The organism is Halobacillus sp. B23F22_1, from assembly GCF_043497005.1.
Classification (GTDB): Bacteria; Bacillota; Bacilli; order Bacillales; family Halobacillaceae; genus Halobacillus_A.
On the sequence record NZ_JBIEKE010000003.1, the window covers coordinates 727,739 to 741,653 of the forward strand.

General features: G+C 38.0%; 14 protein-coding genes. 7 read left to right on the forward strand and 7 right to left on the reverse strand.

Annotated features, from left to right (window positions below):
- Window positions 1-17: 17 nt before the first annotated feature.
- Window positions 18-971 carry a calcium/sodium antiporter gene (locus tag ACGTNH_RS18425; RefSeq protein WP_394588395.1) on the forward strand — a complete coding sequence of 318 codons (954 nt, stop codon included), beginning with the start codon at window positions 18-20 and terminating at the stop codon, window positions 969-971.
- 147 nt (window positions 972-1,118) lie between these two features.
- Here the strand turns inward: ACGTNH_RS18425 and ACGTNH_RS18430 are convergent, their stop codons facing one another.
- Window positions 1,119-1,970: a DegV family protein gene (locus tag ACGTNH_RS18430; protein WP_394588397.1), complete on the reverse strand. Its 852-nt coding sequence runs from the start codon at window positions 1,968-1,970 to the stop codon at window positions 1,119-1,121.
- Between the two features lie 734 nt (window positions 1,971-2,704).
- On the opposite strand from ACGTNH_RS18430, the gene ACGTNH_RS18435 reads away from it, so the two are divergent.
- Window positions 2,705-2,932: a hypothetical protein gene (locus tag ACGTNH_RS18435; protein WP_394588398.1), complete on the forward strand. Its 228-nt coding sequence runs from the start codon at window positions 2,705-2,707 to the stop codon at window positions 2,930-2,932.
- Window positions 2,933-3,145: 213 nt separating this feature from the next.
- On the opposite strand, the gene ACGTNH_RS18440 is transcribed toward ACGTNH_RS18435, so the two are convergent.
- Window positions 3,146-3,997, reverse strand: a complete 852-nt coding sequence (locus ACGTNH_RS18440; protein WP_394588399.1) for a VOC family protein — start codon at window positions 3,995-3,997, stop codon at window positions 3,146-3,148.
- 233 nt (window positions 3,998-4,230) lie between these two features.
- The gene (locus ACGTNH_RS18445) at window positions 4,231-4,638 is read right to left on the reverse strand and encodes a DoxX family protein (RefSeq protein ID WP_394588400.1); all 408 of its coding nucleotides are present in this window, start codon (window positions 4,636-4,638) and stop codon (window positions 4,231-4,233) included.
- Window positions 4,639-4,812: 174 nt separating this feature from the next.
- Here ACGTNH_RS18445 and ACGTNH_RS18450 point away from each other — a divergent pair, with 174 nt between their 5' ends.
- Window positions 4,813-5,142: a winged helix-turn-helix transcriptional regulator gene (locus ACGTNH_RS18450; RefSeq protein WP_394588401.1), complete on the forward strand. Its 330-nt coding sequence runs from the start codon at window positions 4,813-4,815 to the stop codon at window positions 5,140-5,142.
- A gap of 403 nt (window positions 5,143-5,545) precedes the next feature.
- Here ACGTNH_RS18450 and ACGTNH_RS18455 read toward each other — a convergent pair whose 3' ends face one another.
- Window positions 5,546-6,661, reverse strand: coding sequence for a 2-methylaconitate cis-trans isomerase PrpF family protein (locus ACGTNH_RS18455; protein ID WP_394588402.1), 1,116 nt, complete (start codon window positions 6,659-6,661; stop codon window positions 5,546-5,548).
- A 137-nt stretch (window positions 6,662-6,798) separates the two neighbouring features.
- On the opposite strand from ACGTNH_RS18455, the gene ACGTNH_RS18460 reads away from it, so the two are divergent.
- The 4 genes from ACGTNH_RS18460 (at window position 6,799) to ACGTNH_RS18475 (ending at window position 10,830) form a co-directional block, all read left to right on the forward strand.
- Window positions 6,799-7,668 (forward strand): LysR family transcriptional regulator, encoded by an 870-nt coding sequence (locus ACGTNH_RS18460; protein ID WP_394588403.1) that lies wholly within the window; start codon window positions 6,799-6,801, stop codon window positions 7,666-7,668.
- Window positions 7,669-7,774: 106 nt separating this feature from the next.
- A complete protein-coding gene (locus tag ACGTNH_RS18465; protein WP_394588548.1) occupies window positions 7,775-8,887 on the forward strand; it encodes a hypothetical protein in 1,113 nt (370 codons plus the stop codon).
- 16 nt (window positions 8,888-8,903) lie between these two features.
- Window positions 8,904-10,385: a tripartite tricarboxylate transporter permease gene (locus ACGTNH_RS18470; RefSeq protein ID WP_394588404.1), complete on the forward strand. Its 1,482-nt coding sequence runs from the start codon at window positions 8,904-8,906 to the stop codon at window positions 10,383-10,385.
- Window position 10,386: 1 nt separating this feature from the next.
- Window positions 10,387-10,830: a tripartite tricarboxylate transporter TctB family protein gene (locus ACGTNH_RS18475; RefSeq protein WP_394588405.1), complete on the forward strand. Its 444-nt coding sequence runs from the start codon at window positions 10,387-10,389 to the stop codon at window positions 10,828-10,830.
- A gap of 540 nt (window positions 10,831-11,370) precedes the next feature.
- Here ACGTNH_RS18475 and ACGTNH_RS18480 read toward each other — a convergent pair.
- The 3 genes from ACGTNH_RS18480 to ACGTNH_RS18490 are packed head-to-tail and all read right to left on the reverse strand — an operon-like array spanning window position 11,371 to window position 13,825.
- Complete coding sequence (locus ACGTNH_RS18480) at window positions 11,371-12,153, reverse strand: triose-phosphate isomerase (RefSeq protein WP_394588406.1); 783 nt, start codon at window positions 12,151-12,153, stop codon at window positions 11,371-11,373.
- On the reverse strand, window positions 12,146-12,814 hold the full coding sequence (gene dhaL / locus ACGTNH_RS18485) for a dihydroxyacetone kinase subunit DhaL (protein WP_394588407.1): 669 nt from the start codon (window positions 12,812-12,814) through the stop codon (window positions 12,146-12,148). The genes ACGTNH_RS18480 and dhaL overlap by 8 nt, the downstream gene beginning before the upstream one ends.
- Before the next feature lie 21 nt (window positions 12,815-12,835).
- Window positions 12,836-13,825: a dihydroxyacetone kinase subunit DhaK gene (locus ACGTNH_RS18490; RefSeq protein ID WP_394588409.1), complete on the reverse strand. Its 990-nt coding sequence runs from the start codon at window positions 13,823-13,825 to the stop codon at window positions 12,836-12,838.
- Window positions 13,826-13,915 lie beyond the last annotated feature (90 nt).

Sequence of the window (13,915 nt, forward strand, 5' to 3'; positions counted from 1 at the left end):
GAGTTTGAAGATCAACTATGGCTTACATTTTATTAGTGGTCGGCTTCGGTTTATTAATTAAAGGAGCGGATTTATTCGTTGATGGTTCTTCCAATATTGCCAGGCTTCTCCGTGTCCCGCCTATTTTGATAGGGTTAACGATTGTAGCTATTGGGACAAGCTCCCCTGAGGCAACAGTCAGCATCATTGCCGCCTTACAAGGGAATGCTGAAGTTTCACTGGGGAATGTAGTGGGGAGTAATATCTTTAATGTTACTTTAGTGGTAGGTATTGCAGCCTTCCTTTATCCATTAATGGTAGAAAGTGAAACCACCAAAAAAGAAATCCCATTCGTATTGCTTGCTAGTGGAGCTCTACTTGTACTTATCAGTGATACAAAATTACAGAGATTAAGTGAAAACTTGCTAACACGCGGGGATGGCATTATCTTTTTATTGTTTTTGTCTATTTTTATGTACTACGTGATTGAAGTCGGCATGAAAAGTCGAAAAGAATCGATGGATGGCGCCATTCCTTCAAACATAAAGTGGGGGAAAAACACTGGTTTAACATTAGCAGGGTTGGTAGCTATTATTTTTGGCGGCGATCTAGTGGTAGATAGCGGAACGTCAATTGCCTATGATCTTGGGATGAGTAATACATTAGTAGGGTTAACCATCATTGCAATTGGTACATCGCTCCCTGAACTGGTGACCTCCATATCCGCTGCATTGAAGAAAGAAAGTGGAATTGCACTGGGGAATGTGGTGGGGAGCAATATTTTTAATATTTTATTTGTGCTTGGGGCGTCAGCTTTTATTTCTCCTTTACCTGTGAATGGTAAAATATTTATCGATGTGATGATCATGATTGCCTTGAGCTTGTTATTATTCTTATTTTCAAGGACCCATTATAAAATTGGAAAAACAGAGGGTTTCATCCTTCTGGCTATGTATATCATTTATCTTATTTATATTATTTTGAGAAACTAAAGTTTTAATTTGTTATTAAACAGAAACATAGGAACTAAAGCAACAACGAATAGCTTATAGATATTAATCTAATACTAGTGTCTTTACTGAAAGTGCCTGCCCCCACTGCGTTAGTGCTAGCAGGATGGGGCAGCACTAAATTTAAAACTATTCCTCTAACCCTGCTACCCCGAAGCCCCCGGCCCCAGAATGAGTCGAAATCATACCGCCCGCCTGGATCCATCTTATGTTTTGGAATCCGTTCTCTTTGGCCACCTCATCCATCCGCTGCTTGATTTTTTCGTCGAGTCCGATGGAGTAGATAAAATAAAGCTGTTCTCTATCGATGTTGTATTCATTCAAGTAATCATTCATGAGTTTTTCAATAGCTCCACTCATTTTCCCGCGATACTTCTTTGTAGACATCAGCTTTCCATCCTTCAACTCTATGCATGGCTTTATTTTCAACAGCGTTCCAATCAGAGAAGCCATATTGCTTACCCGTCCTCCCGCTTTAAGAAACTCCAGACTGCCGGGGATGAAAGTCAGCCTTGCTTTAGGCACGACTGCCTCTATTTTTTCAACTAAACGTTCCGGTTCAATGCCAGGTTCGTTTTCTAAAACTTTAGCGGCATACAATACAATCGCAGCTAGTCCTCCAGTAACGTTCAAAGCATCAATGAGAAAAATGTCTTCAAATTCTTCCGCAGCAATAACAGCATTTTGAAAAGAAGAAGACGCTTTTGATGTATAACCCATATGGATAATGATGCAATCTGGGAAGTTCTCTCTTATCGTTGCAAAAAACTCTTGATACTCATGAGTATTTGTCGCAGTAGTGGAGGGTATTTTCTTTGTACGTTCATAGTAGTCATAGATATCCTGGACCGGCAAAGAACCGTCTAAATAATCTTTTCCATCCATAATGATGTGCATAGGAACGACATGAACATCGTACTTTTCAGCTAAATCCCCCGGTACGTCAGCGCCGCTTTCTGTCGATAAGATGATCTTTCGCATGCTATCTCCTCCTTGGCTATATTCAAGTTCGAGTCACTCTTCCTGTATTATGCTTTAACTATACACGAGAAAACTGTAATAGCATTGTCATATTAATAATTGCCGTACTTTTAGTGTATATTTAAGGGATTTGATTAATATTGCAGGTGTGAGGCTCTGTGAATAACCTACTCCTCTTAAAAAGTGAAAGTACCTGACCCCCACTTAGCAGGAAGGGGGACAGACACCATATTTATCTTTAGCAACGTACCTTTCCCGGAAACAAATTTCACGTAAGAGCTGCCTTGGAGTGTTTGGATATCTTTATCGCTAAATAATTTTTTACTCATTTTCCCATCTCCGGACGAATTGAATTTGCCCCATTATACAAAGTTGTACCCTATAGAATAGGCTTTTTTAAATTGTCTATTCTATAGGGTACATTTTAAAAGTCTGGGCAGCTTTTTTTATAATATTTAAACTTTATTTGTGGTGAAGACACTTAATTAAATGAGACAAAGGAAAAAATCAGCCCTTGAGCCGTATCCAAACTTAACGACTTATTGGAGGTGCTTTTTTATTTGATGAAAAAAAAACTAAGCCAAGCAGGAAAATCGCTTAATCATGTAGTAAATAATAAATACAAAGGTTTTTTCAAGATTTTTTCCATTGCCATTCCCCGTAAACCTAGTTACTTTAAGAACTTACGTAAAAAATTAATGGTAAGAAACTAAACAATCATAGGAGGCATGCACATGCGAGAAATATCTTCGATGCAGGAAGCCGTTGAGAAGTTACGTCAGAAGGGGCTATCCAATAGAGAGATCCTAAGTAACGTAGATAACAGCCATTTTCCGTTTAATGATGAAGAAGTCGTAATGGCCTTTATTGATTTACAAATTGAATGTTCCTCTGATAACGATTTTGAAAACTTAGTGGCGTATTTATATTTTGAGGGCAACGACAGATCCAAAGAGCAGTAAGTTGAAATGGGGCAATGTTTGTTTGGCAGATGTTTTACGAAACTTAAACTAACCTAACTAGACGGATCGATAGTGTACATTTGATTCAATATAAATAATCCGAACTGATTTCAATAGAATCGTTCGGATTATTTTACGCTTTTTATTCAGTTTTTTTGAGCTCTGCTTTTTTTACGAAACAGTGGGTGCAGTGCTCCCTCATTCTTTCAGCGCTCATACTTCTAGATGAATAATATTTCCCGAAGGATCAGAAGTAATAATACCCCCACCCTCCTCTTTGACATATGCACCAATCCTCTCCAGTCGAGTTACCACATTTTTTCGATATTCCTCATCAGGTAAAATAATTGTATACGATTCTAGACCACTGCTCTCTAATGAAGGTGCAGGAGCTCCAGCCCCAGCCCACATATTTAAACCAATATGGTGATGATAGTTACCTGTTGAAATAAAAAGCGCCTGATCGCCAAATCGGTTAACGACTTCAAATCCAAGACCTTTTGTGTAAAATTCCTCCGCTTTTTCTAATTGTGAAACATGTAAGTGGATATGCCCCATAACTGTACCTTCAGGAAGGCCATCCCATGGTTCTTCTGAATCCGCTGTTTTGAGCAGGTCTGTGAAATCTAACGGATCAACGGTCATGGCGACTTCGTTGTTCTTCCACTCCCACTCTGAAGGGTCACGGTCCACATAAATTTCAATCCCATTCCCATCCGGATCGTTTAAATAGAGAGCTTCACTGACGAGGTGGTCAGAAGATCCTATTCGAATTCCTTTTTCTATAAAATGATTTACAACGTTAGCCAAATCTGAACGACGAGGTACAAGAAGTGCAAAGTGGTATAAGCCGGTCGTCCCTCTCTGCTTAGGTTTCGCATTTTCCGGCTGCTCTATTGATAGGATACAAGTTTTCCCATCAGCAGTTAACTCCGCACTTTTTGCGGATTGTTCTAAAATCTTCAATCCTATAACCTCTTGATAATATTGTAGAGAGCGTTCTAAATTTTGCACTTTAATATTCACGTCTTTTACAAACGTTACGGGTTTTTCATGAAATGACATTAAAATTCCTCCTTATCTCTCACTCGATTTCCCCTATTTAATAATTGCCTAATACCCAGTTGCAGATATTTGAATCGATTTATGCTGCCCATGCTTTGCGAGCTTATAGTTACTTTAACTAAAGCCCAAAGATAATGGCTAATTTAACGTTTGACATCGTATTACTTTCCTTTTTTCTTGACCAAATATTTTTTGAGTATACCCATTCATTCCTCACCTTCACCTTTTCTTTTTTACGAAACTTTTAATAACTTATCCTGATTTTTTGAAAAAATTGAGTTATCCAGTGAGGGACCCGTGCTGTTGGAAAGTACTATATGGATTGACATGCCTAATAAAGCCAGATCGAATTCATATCCACCGAGAAAACCTGCAGAAAGTTTAACTGTTAATAAAGCTCCCAATAGAATAATGGCAAATAAATAGGCAACAATGTTTGTTCCAAATCCTATCACCATTGCTATTCCACCTACAAGCTCAATTGTTGCTACAATATAAGCAAAAAAACCAGGGATCCCAATGCTGTCGAAGAATCCAACAGTATTTCCAATACCTGCTTGGAATTTATCCAGTCCATGAACGAAAAATATAACACCTAATATTACCCTCAGGATAAAAGCACCTATTTCCTGTCTACTCATTCTTAACCACTCCTTTGCTCTACTTTATTTAAGCTTTAATTATTTAATATTAAGTTACTTTTCGTAAGTAAGTATAACTAAGTAAATAAATTATGTCAATTACATAAGTTATAAATAGTAATTTTGTTACTTTATGTTTACTTGTGGTAAAATAAATGATAAGGAGTGGTAATTATGAATACATCTCAACTCTGTCCTAAATTTGAAAAAGCAATGAGCATTTTAAGTCAGCGCTGGACGGGCTTGGTAATCTACCAGCTGCATACAGGTCCACAACGTTTTTGCACCATTGAATCATCTATTGGAATTAGCGGGAGACTCTTATCTGATCGATTAAAACATTTAGAGAATGAAGCAATTGTAAAACGGGAAGTGTTCCCGGAAACCCCGATTCGTATTGAATATTCATTGACAGAAAAAGGTGAAGAATTGAGGCCTCTTATGAAAGAGTTAGAAAAATGGTCTCAAAAGTGGATAGACAGTGAAGAGACCCTGCAAAATTAAGGGAATCCATATAACTAAAAGAACCAGGTGAAGATACAAAGTCCTTATGAGATTTAATAGAACACCGCCACATGTAAAAACTTTATTTTACATGTGGCGGTGTTTTTCAAATTTAAAAGAGAATTTATTCGTTTAAAAAAGGAAGGTTATCCCTTTAATTAAGAGTTGATTGATCAATTGCGGGGTTTAAGAAAAAGAGGCATTATCACAAGCATGTTCTGAGGAGGACACTGCTTTGATAATGCCGTCATTATCGATAAGAATCAAGGGGGCTCATCAATTCTATAGTAAGAGATCAAGTAAAACCAAACATGTATTAATATAATTATTGGTCTTTTACAAAAATTAATATCTCCTTTTAACTTCAACGTTTATTCGTACAACCAAATTGATACGTGAGTATTTAAATTACAGACTGGCCATAATTACTTTTTGTGTATACTGTCCCTTCCATTAAGAGACGAGCGGTTCTACCGACTTTAATAGACAACGGAAACTCATTATATATAGTTTCCATAACCCCCGCTGGGTGACCTATAGAAATGGTGCTGCTGTTCTTATCGATAATTTCAGACAGAATAGTTCCTTCAATCTTACTGGCTGCTGTGATACAAACCGCTCCAGTAATAGCCAGTGCTTTATGCGGGCGCTGCATAGACATCATTCTCACTAGTACGTTAAAATCTTCTTCCCTGTGAAATTCACCCGCAGTATCTTGATAATCAAAAGGCTTTGAAACAACTGTTAATTTAGGTGTTGCCGGGGAAAGTCTTGTAGCTTCAGATTTGGATGCAAACCCGCACTCCTCTGCTGCTGCTGCGCGTAATTCTTCTAAAAGGTCTATCTGCTCTTTTGAGTATTCCTCTGGTAATTCATCTCCTCGAAGGCCTATATCCTGCGCGCGAACAAAAACCAGAGGATTAGCTATATCCACTATAGATGCTCTGACCTCACCTAAAGAACAAGATAGTATATCTACCGGTCTGCCTGTAGGAAGAACTTTGCCTGTTACAGCCCCTTCAGGATTTTCAAACGATAAGAATATAGGCGAAGCACTCCCTGGCACACCAGGTATCGAATAATCTCCCTCTGTTTTTACCCTACCATTTTCCACTTCTACTTCAGCTGTAATAATTTTTTTAGTATTTGTATTGAATATTCTTACCTTCGTAATAGGTTCTTTTATGGAAACGAGTCCCTTAGCTATAGCATAAGGGCCGACTGCTGAAGAGATATTCCCACAATTCCCTTTAAAATCTACCAATTGATCATATAAGCTTACTTGAGCAAAAGTATATTCAATGTCATATGAAGAGTTGCTGCTCTTATCAATAATAGCCACCTTGCTAGTAAGAGAATTAGCTCCACCCAATCCATCTATTTGGTTAGGATCTGGACTGCCCATAATATCCAGCAGAAATTCTTCCCTTTCCTGGTCAGTTGCAGGTAAATCTTTCTTTTGCAAAAATACCCCTTTACTGGTTCCTCCACGCATTAAAGTAATAGGTACTTTATTCACTTTAAATGCCCTCCTTATAGAAAAATGAATGTTGTCCAGACGGTAGCCATAGCGTACAATGGATCTAATTATAAGAAAAATCAAAATTCTATATCGAAGTGTATAAATATATTTTATAAGTAAGGGAGTTTTATCTCATGGACCAAAAAGATTGGCAGATTTTAAATGCAATTGCCGAAGAAAAAAGCTTAACAAAAGCAGCTGAAAAGTTATTTATTACTCAGCCTGCTCTCAGTTACCGATTAAAGCAGCTGGAAGAGTCTTTTCAGACCAAGCTTTTCTTCCGTACAAAAAAAGGAATTGAGTTTACGTCTGAAGGCGAATTTCTCGTAGATTATGCTAAGGATCGAATTAAGGAATATCTCACGTTAAAAGATGAAATCTTTAACATTGGTAATGAAGTGAGAGGCACTCTTAGGATCGGGGTTTCAAGTAATTTTGCCCAATATAAGCTACCTGCATTGTTGAAGAAATTCTCAATATCTTATCCCAATATTCAATTTAAGGTACAGACTGGATGGAGTACCGAAATCATGAACTTATTGAATCAATCTCAAATTCATTTAGGAATCCTAAGGGGAGATTATGATTGGGAAGGAGAAAAATTACTTTTAACGAAAGAGCAATTGTATATTATATCTAAAAATGAAATTTCCCTAGAAGAACTCCCTCAGCTTCCCTTTATTTATTACAAAACCGATAATTCACTTAAACGACTGATCAGCAGATGGTGGAATGATCATTTTTCTCAATCTCCTTTAACTGCAATGGAAGTGGATAGACAGGAAACGAGTAAAGAGATGGTAAAGAATGATTTAGGTTTTTCTGTTGTGCCCGAAATCTGCTTAAGACCTTCCGATGATCTGTATACAGAAGGATTAACCTATAAAAATGGAGAGCCTGTCTTGCGAGATACGTGGTTAATGTACCGGACAGACTTTATCCAGCTTAATATTGTAAAAGCTTTTATTGATTTCCTAATCAAGCAGCAGACTGTAAAAATATAAAAAATTTTTATAGATGACGATAATATTTACCTATTTTACTTATGACATTGATTTTTATAACCTTATGACAACACAAAAAAAGAAGGAGGATAAGGCAGTGAGAAAAATGTATGCGCTTACTTTATTACTGATTCTTAACCTTTTTATAGCAGGTTGCCAGCCCTTATCGTATGTTAGTTCTACTGTAACGAGCGGGGAAGATGAACAAGGTTATAACGAAGATCTTCTAACAATGGTTGTTCCCTACGATTCAGGAGGAGGAACCGATGTATTTGCCAGATTTATGACGAAGCCGCTGTCCAGTCATATTGAGAACCAGCCAAGTATTCAAGTTGAGAACGTTCCTGGCGGTGGAAGTATTACAGGAACAAATGCATATGTAAATTCTTATGATAAGGATGGGACAAATCTAGTAACAACAAGCGCTTCCACTCATATTCCTTATTTACTGGACCAATCATCTGTACAGTATAATTTTGACGAACTGACTCCCCTGGTTGGGGCTCCTACGGGAGGTGTTGTTTATGGTTCTGCAGATTTAAACATTAAAGATGGCTTTGATCTCGGCCAAGTAAAAGAAAAGCTTTTTTATGCAGGTATGTCTCCCACTGGTTTAGATTTAACGACCTTAATCTCTTTTGAAGTACTAGAGATAGATACTAAAGCAGTACTGGGTTACGAAGGAAGAGGTCCAGCAAGAGTAGCTTTTGAACAAGGGGAAAGTAATATTGATTTTCAAACGACGACAGCCTATAAGCAGAACATAGAGCCTAAGGTAGAAGATGGAAAAGCTGTTCCACTCTACAGTTTAGGACAAATTGATGAAAACGGTGAAGTTGTGAGGGATCCACAATTCCCTGAGCTGCCAACTGTAAAAGAAGTTTATAAAGAACTTCACGGTGATGAACCTAAGGGACAAGCATGGGAAACTTATAAACATTTTCTAAACGCTACCTATACTCTTCAAAAGGTGATATGGGTTCATGAGAGTGCTCCTGAAAGTGCAAAAGAAGAATTGAAGAAAGCAGCTAACAGATTAGTTAAAGATGAAAAATTCAATCAAGAGTCTTCCGTTATTCTAGAAGATTATGAAATTTACTCCCAAGCAGAGTTAGAAAATAGGATCGATAACTTAGAGAAAAATATGAATGAGGAAACAATCAATTGGGTTTATGAATTTCTTTTAAATGAACACGGAGTTGATGGCAGAAAACTATAGATAGCGGGGGGATATTATGATTGAAAGTGCAATGGAAGCCTTAAGCATTGTTTTAGATCCATCAAGAATTTTATTCATGTGCCTTGGGATCGGGCTGGGCATCGTAGTCGGCCTGCTTCCAGGTTTAGGCGGGACAGTAGGCATGTCACTTTTACTGCCGTTTGTATTTGGGATGGATCCGTTTGTCGGCATGGCCCTGTTAATCGGTATGGTAGCCGTTGTTCATACGGGAGATACCTTTCCTTCTGTATTGCTTGGAATCCCAGGCTCTTCCGGATCACAGGCAACCATAATGGACGGATTTCCTTTAGCTAAGAAAGGCGAAGCATCCAGGGCTATGGGAGCTGCTTTATTTTGTTCTATGATAGGTGGAGTTATAGGCGGCGTTGCTCTCTATCTGGCAATTCCAATCGCTGCTCCGCTTATCACTAGTTTCAATTCACCGGTTTTATTTATGTTAACGATGCTTGGACTGAGTATGGCCGGCCTTTTAGCAGGAGATTCACCTGCTAAAGGAGCCTTGTCAGGTTTAATGGGTTTAATGATCGGATCTGTTGGAAGTGCTCCGGCTATTACGGAGTACCGGTATACCTTTGATTTTCTTTACCTTTCTAATGGTCTTTCCCTGCCAGTTGTCGCTTTGGCTATCTTTGCCTTTCCAATTCTCATTACTATGCTGACCCATAAGGGGAGTGTTGCGGAAGCGAACCGCTTAAAAGGCGGGGTCTTAAAAGGAGTGGGTGATGCCCTTAAGAACAAGTTTTTAATCATGAGAAGCGCTGTTTTAGGAAGTCTGGTCGGCTTCATTCCGGGTTTGGGAGGAAGCGTCGTCGACTGGCTTGCTTATGGAGCAGGTAAAAAGACGGTAAGAAATAACCAGTTTGGCGAGGGAGACATTCGCGGAGTCATCGCTCCTGAAAGTGCAAACAACGCGAAAGAAGGCGGATCTCTCATCCCAACCCTGCTATTTGGCATTCCCGGCAGTGGGACAACCGCAATCTTACTTGGTGGACTAATTTTAATGGGACTAGAAGCAGGACCAAGAATGTTGACAACCGAATTGCCTCTTACCTTATCTATCGTTTGGACACTTGTTATTGCAAACATAATTGGAGCTATTCTATGTATGACTTTAGTCAAGCCGATTTCCAAACTAAGCTTAATTCCCGGAGAGAAACTTGTTCCCTTCCTCACCATCCTCTTGTTAATTGGGGCATATCAAAGTAATTTTGCCTGGGGGGACATTATTGCCTTTATTGCCATCGGTTTATTAGGATATATCATGACAATTCTTGATTGGCCAAGACCCCCATTACTTATCGGCTTTGTATTAGCCATATCAGCAGAAAGGTACTATTGGATCTCCATTGAAAGGTACGGCTGGGAATGGCTCAGCAATCCTATTGTCATTACGATCGGTGTATTAATTGTCATCCTTCTTACAGGAGGATCCATAATGAAAAAAATCAGTAACAACTTACAAAGGGAAGGTGTGTAAAATGAATAAACAAACACTAAATGTGATTTTCACTTTTTGTATATTTATTGTTTTCATCTGGGGCGCTTTTACCGCACTTACTTTTTCCCGTTTAGCCCAATTCTTCCCTTTATATGTTTCTATCGCAGGTAGTATAGTATCCGGTATTTATCTAGTAAAGGAAGTTATAAAAATAAGGAAACAAAAAGACCAAGGTTCTCATCCGAAAGTATTAATTATTAAACCCATTATATATACAGGATGGATTGTGGGATACGTCATCACTATTTCTTTAGTGGGGTTGTTTGTTGCTTCCACTATTTACCTCATTTCCTTTTTACTGATAGAATCTAAGTTCACTTTCTTTAAGGCTCTCTACTCCACCGGCATTGCATTAGTTCTCATTACAGTTTTAAGCAACTTACTAAATATTGCATGGCCGCAGAGTGTATTATTAGGGATTTGAAGTGAAAGTGTTTAATTGACAAATGTGAGCGCATACCAGAGAAGTATCGATTTTAAAGATATAAAGATTTTTACAAAAAAGCTCATTTTTTCACTCCTTTGTTAACTAATTCCTTATTAAAACCGCTCAATTGATTAAGCTAAGTGTGATTATTTTCTTATAAAGTAAATTTATGAAACAAAAATATATAATAACCAATAAAAAAGACTACCTCCTTGGTTAGGAAGTAGTCTTACTTTTACTAACTATTCATACATTAAACAACTTCATAGAAAGCTCGGGAATAATGCAGGATTTACTCCTATATCATGCCGCCCATACCCTTTTTGATTAAAATAGTAATAATAGAAATTGAAATCCTTTATATATATAATCGTTCTCATCAAAACTAGGTGATTTTTGTAAAAAAGCGAGTCGATTCTTCCTGCAGTTCCTCTCCATACTGAGATAGGTAATAACATACTTTCTCATAAAACAATATTAGAACAAAAACTGCCAGAGATCAGGAAAACAAAAAAAGTCCGGTAGACATTAATGTAATTATAAATAATTATGTGTTATTTGTTCGTTAAGCACAGTTAGGATATTCTCAAAGCTTTGAGTGGTCCATGCAGCTCTACCAATAAACAGTCCATTTACATGAGGGCTATGAATATAATCTAAAAAATTGCTTTGATTGACACTACCTCCAAATAATAGAGGGATATTAAAACTACTTTCTTCAAACATTTCTTCTAGTACTTCGCGGATAAAGTGATGGATGTATGAAACATAGGCTGGATCAGCAGGAACACCTTTCTCTCCAATAGCCCAAACAGGTTCATAAGCTACCAACACTTTCTCAGCTTGATCTTTGGATATACCTTTTAAACAAGTTTTTAATTGCATAGCTAGCGTTTCTCGTGAAATAGCAAAATTCTTTTGTTCAATATTCTCTCCTATACAAACCAGAGGTGAAAATCCAGAATTTAAGGCTGCGTGTACCTTTTTGTTGATATCCTGATCATTTTCGTTATAGTACTGTCTACGTTCTGAATGACCAAGTTCTACTATATCAATACCTATTTCCTGAAGCATTTTAGGCGAAATTTCGCCTGTGTACGCTCCCTCATTTTCCCAGTGCATATTTTGTGCTCCAAGATGGATTCGAGTTTGAGCAAGGGAGTCTTGCAAAGGGATTAAAGAAGTGAAAGAAGGAATGACAAACAACTCAATGCGCGAAGAGAGTTGTTCAGATATTGGGATCAGGTTTTCTATATAGGTTAACCCCTCTTCTGTACTCTTTGTCATTTTCCAGTTGGTTCCAATCCAAATTTTATTCATTTTTTGTTTCATCCTTCACCCATTCTTTCATTGACTTAAAGATAATGAAGACAGATGTAGCACCAGCATCCTGATAACCAACAGCTCGTTCTCCTAATGATTTTGCTCGCCCAAATTTCGCAACATACTCCTTAGTATCTTCCACACCTTTCTCTGCTTGAGATTCTGCATATTCTAAAGCATCTACTAAAAGGCCGGATTTACCAGCACTTTCCTTCAGCGCTTCTACGGCGGGCTCCAGAGCATCAATTAAAGTTTTATCACCCAGGCTAGCTTTGCCTCTTACTTTAATCGCTTCTAATGATTTCTCGAAGATTTCAGCTAATGTATCCGCATTCATTTCCTTGTAAGCGTCCAGGTCTTTAACCCCGCCCATGAACATAGTGCCAAATATTACTCCAGAAGCTCCTCCCATGGACTGAACCATCGACATACCGATTGTCTTAAATACATCATTGATCGTTGAACATTCTTTTTTGTTCAAATTTTCCGCGGCAGCTTTGAATCCAATAGACATTCCTGTGCCGTGATCGCCGTCACCAATTGCGCTATCGATCTTCGTTAAATATGACTTGTTTTCTCTTATTTTTTCTCCAACGTACAAGAACATATCTTTAACCTGAGTAACATTTAATATTTTTGTTTGCTCTTCAGTCCTCAATTTCATACCTCCACTTAAAAATTATTTTTTGTAATAAGGTGAATGCGCTGGTGCATCATGCAATTCCCTTAGTTCATCGTCTAACTTTAATAGACTAATAGAAAAGCCTCCCATTTCTTGTGTAGTACAATAACTGTTGGCATCCATGTCGTGAATTTTAATGTTTCTTTCATTTAAAATTTGGGCAACTTTACGATTCACAATAAATAGTTCTAACAGAGTTGTTGAGCCAAGCCCATTAATTAGCACACTAACTTCATCATTTTCTTTTATACTACTTTCGAATAACAACTTCTCCATAAGCTTTTCGGTTAATTCGTCAGCAGAAACTAGTTTTGTCCGCTCCATTCCCGGTTCTCCATGGATCCCCATACCTAACTCGATTTCATCGTCTGCAAGCGTAAACGTTGGTTCCCCTGTATCCGGATTAGTTCCCGGTGATAAAGCGACCCCCATAGAAAATAATTGATCACTCGCTTTTTGCGTAACTCGAGACACTTCGTCTAATGAGAGACCTTTATCGGCTGCAGCTCCAGCGATTTTTAAAACGAAAACATCTCCTGCAATTCCTCTCCGGTCTTCTTTTCTTTCGGAGGGTGCGGAGGCTACATCATCTGTAATCTTTACAGTGCGAGTTTCAATCCCTTCCATTTCTAAAAATTCTGCTGCCATATCAAAATTCAGTACGTCTCCCTCATAATTACCATAGACGAAAACCACACCTTTTCCTGAACTGACGGATTTTGAAACTTCCTGAACCGTGTTAGGACTAGGGGCAGCGAAAACGCTTCCAATTGCGACTCCATCAGCTAAACCCTCTCCTGCAAAACCGAGAAACAATGGTTCATGTCCACTTCCACCACCTGTAACGATAGCTACTTTATCCTTTTGTTCTTTCAGTATGATTCCGTTTACATTTTCAAGTTTTTCAAATTTGCCCTTATTTGCAAACATAAATCCTTCTATCATTTCCTGGACAACGTTTTCAGGATCGTTGACTACTTTTTTCAAATTTAATACCTCCATTACATTTTACAAGTGTTTGCTTTTAAATGCTTTTAATTACTTTCATTTCAAATAATTATAACCTTTAACCTAATT

What these genes read in the sequence shown, in the direction of transcription:
- ACGTNH_RS18430 (WP_394588397.1), bottom strand. Translation starts at nt 1,970, where the DNA reads ATGCGAAAGATCATCTTATCGACAGAAAGCGGCGCTGACGTACCGGGG.
- ACGTNH_RS18465 (WP_394588548.1), top strand. Translation starts at nt 7,775, where the DNA reads ATGTATGCGCTTACTTTATTACTGATTCTTAACCTTTTTATAGCAGGT.
- ACGTNH_RS18435 (WP_394588398.1), top strand. Translation starts at nt 2,705, where the DNA reads ATGCGAGAAATATCTTCGATGCAGGAAGCCGTTGAGAAGTTACGTCAG.
- ACGTNH_RS18475 (WP_394588405.1), top strand. Translation starts at nt 10,387, where the DNA reads ATGAATAAACAAACACTAAATGTGATTTTCACTTTTTGTATATTTATT.
- ACGTNH_RS18425 (WP_394588395.1), top strand. Translation starts at nt 18, where the DNA reads ATGGCTTACATTTTATTAGTGGTCGGCTTCGGTTTATTAATTAAAGGA.
- ACGTNH_RS18450 (WP_394588401.1), top strand. Translation starts at nt 4,813, where the DNA reads ATGAATACATCTCAACTCTGTCCTAAATTTGAAAAAGCAATGAGCATT.
- ACGTNH_RS18460 (WP_394588403.1), top strand. Translation starts at nt 6,799, where the DNA reads ATGGACCAAAAAGATTGGCAGATTTTAAATGCAATTGCCGAAGAAAAA.
- ACGTNH_RS18470 (WP_394588404.1), top strand. Translation starts at nt 8,904, where the DNA reads ATGATTGAAAGTGCAATGGAAGCCTTAAGCATTGTTTTAGATCCATCA.
- ACGTNH_RS18445 (WP_394588400.1), bottom strand. Translation starts at nt 4,638, where the DNA reads ATGAGTAGACAGGAAATAGGTGCTTTTATCCTGAGGGTAATATTAGGT.
- ACGTNH_RS18480 (WP_394588406.1), bottom strand. Translation starts at nt 12,153, where the DNA reads ATGAATAAAATTTGGATTGGAACCAACTGGAAAATGACAAAGAGTACA.
- ACGTNH_RS18440 (WP_394588399.1), bottom strand. Translation starts at nt 3,997, where the DNA reads ATGTCATTTCATGAAAAACCCGTAACGTTTGTAAAAGACGTGAATATT.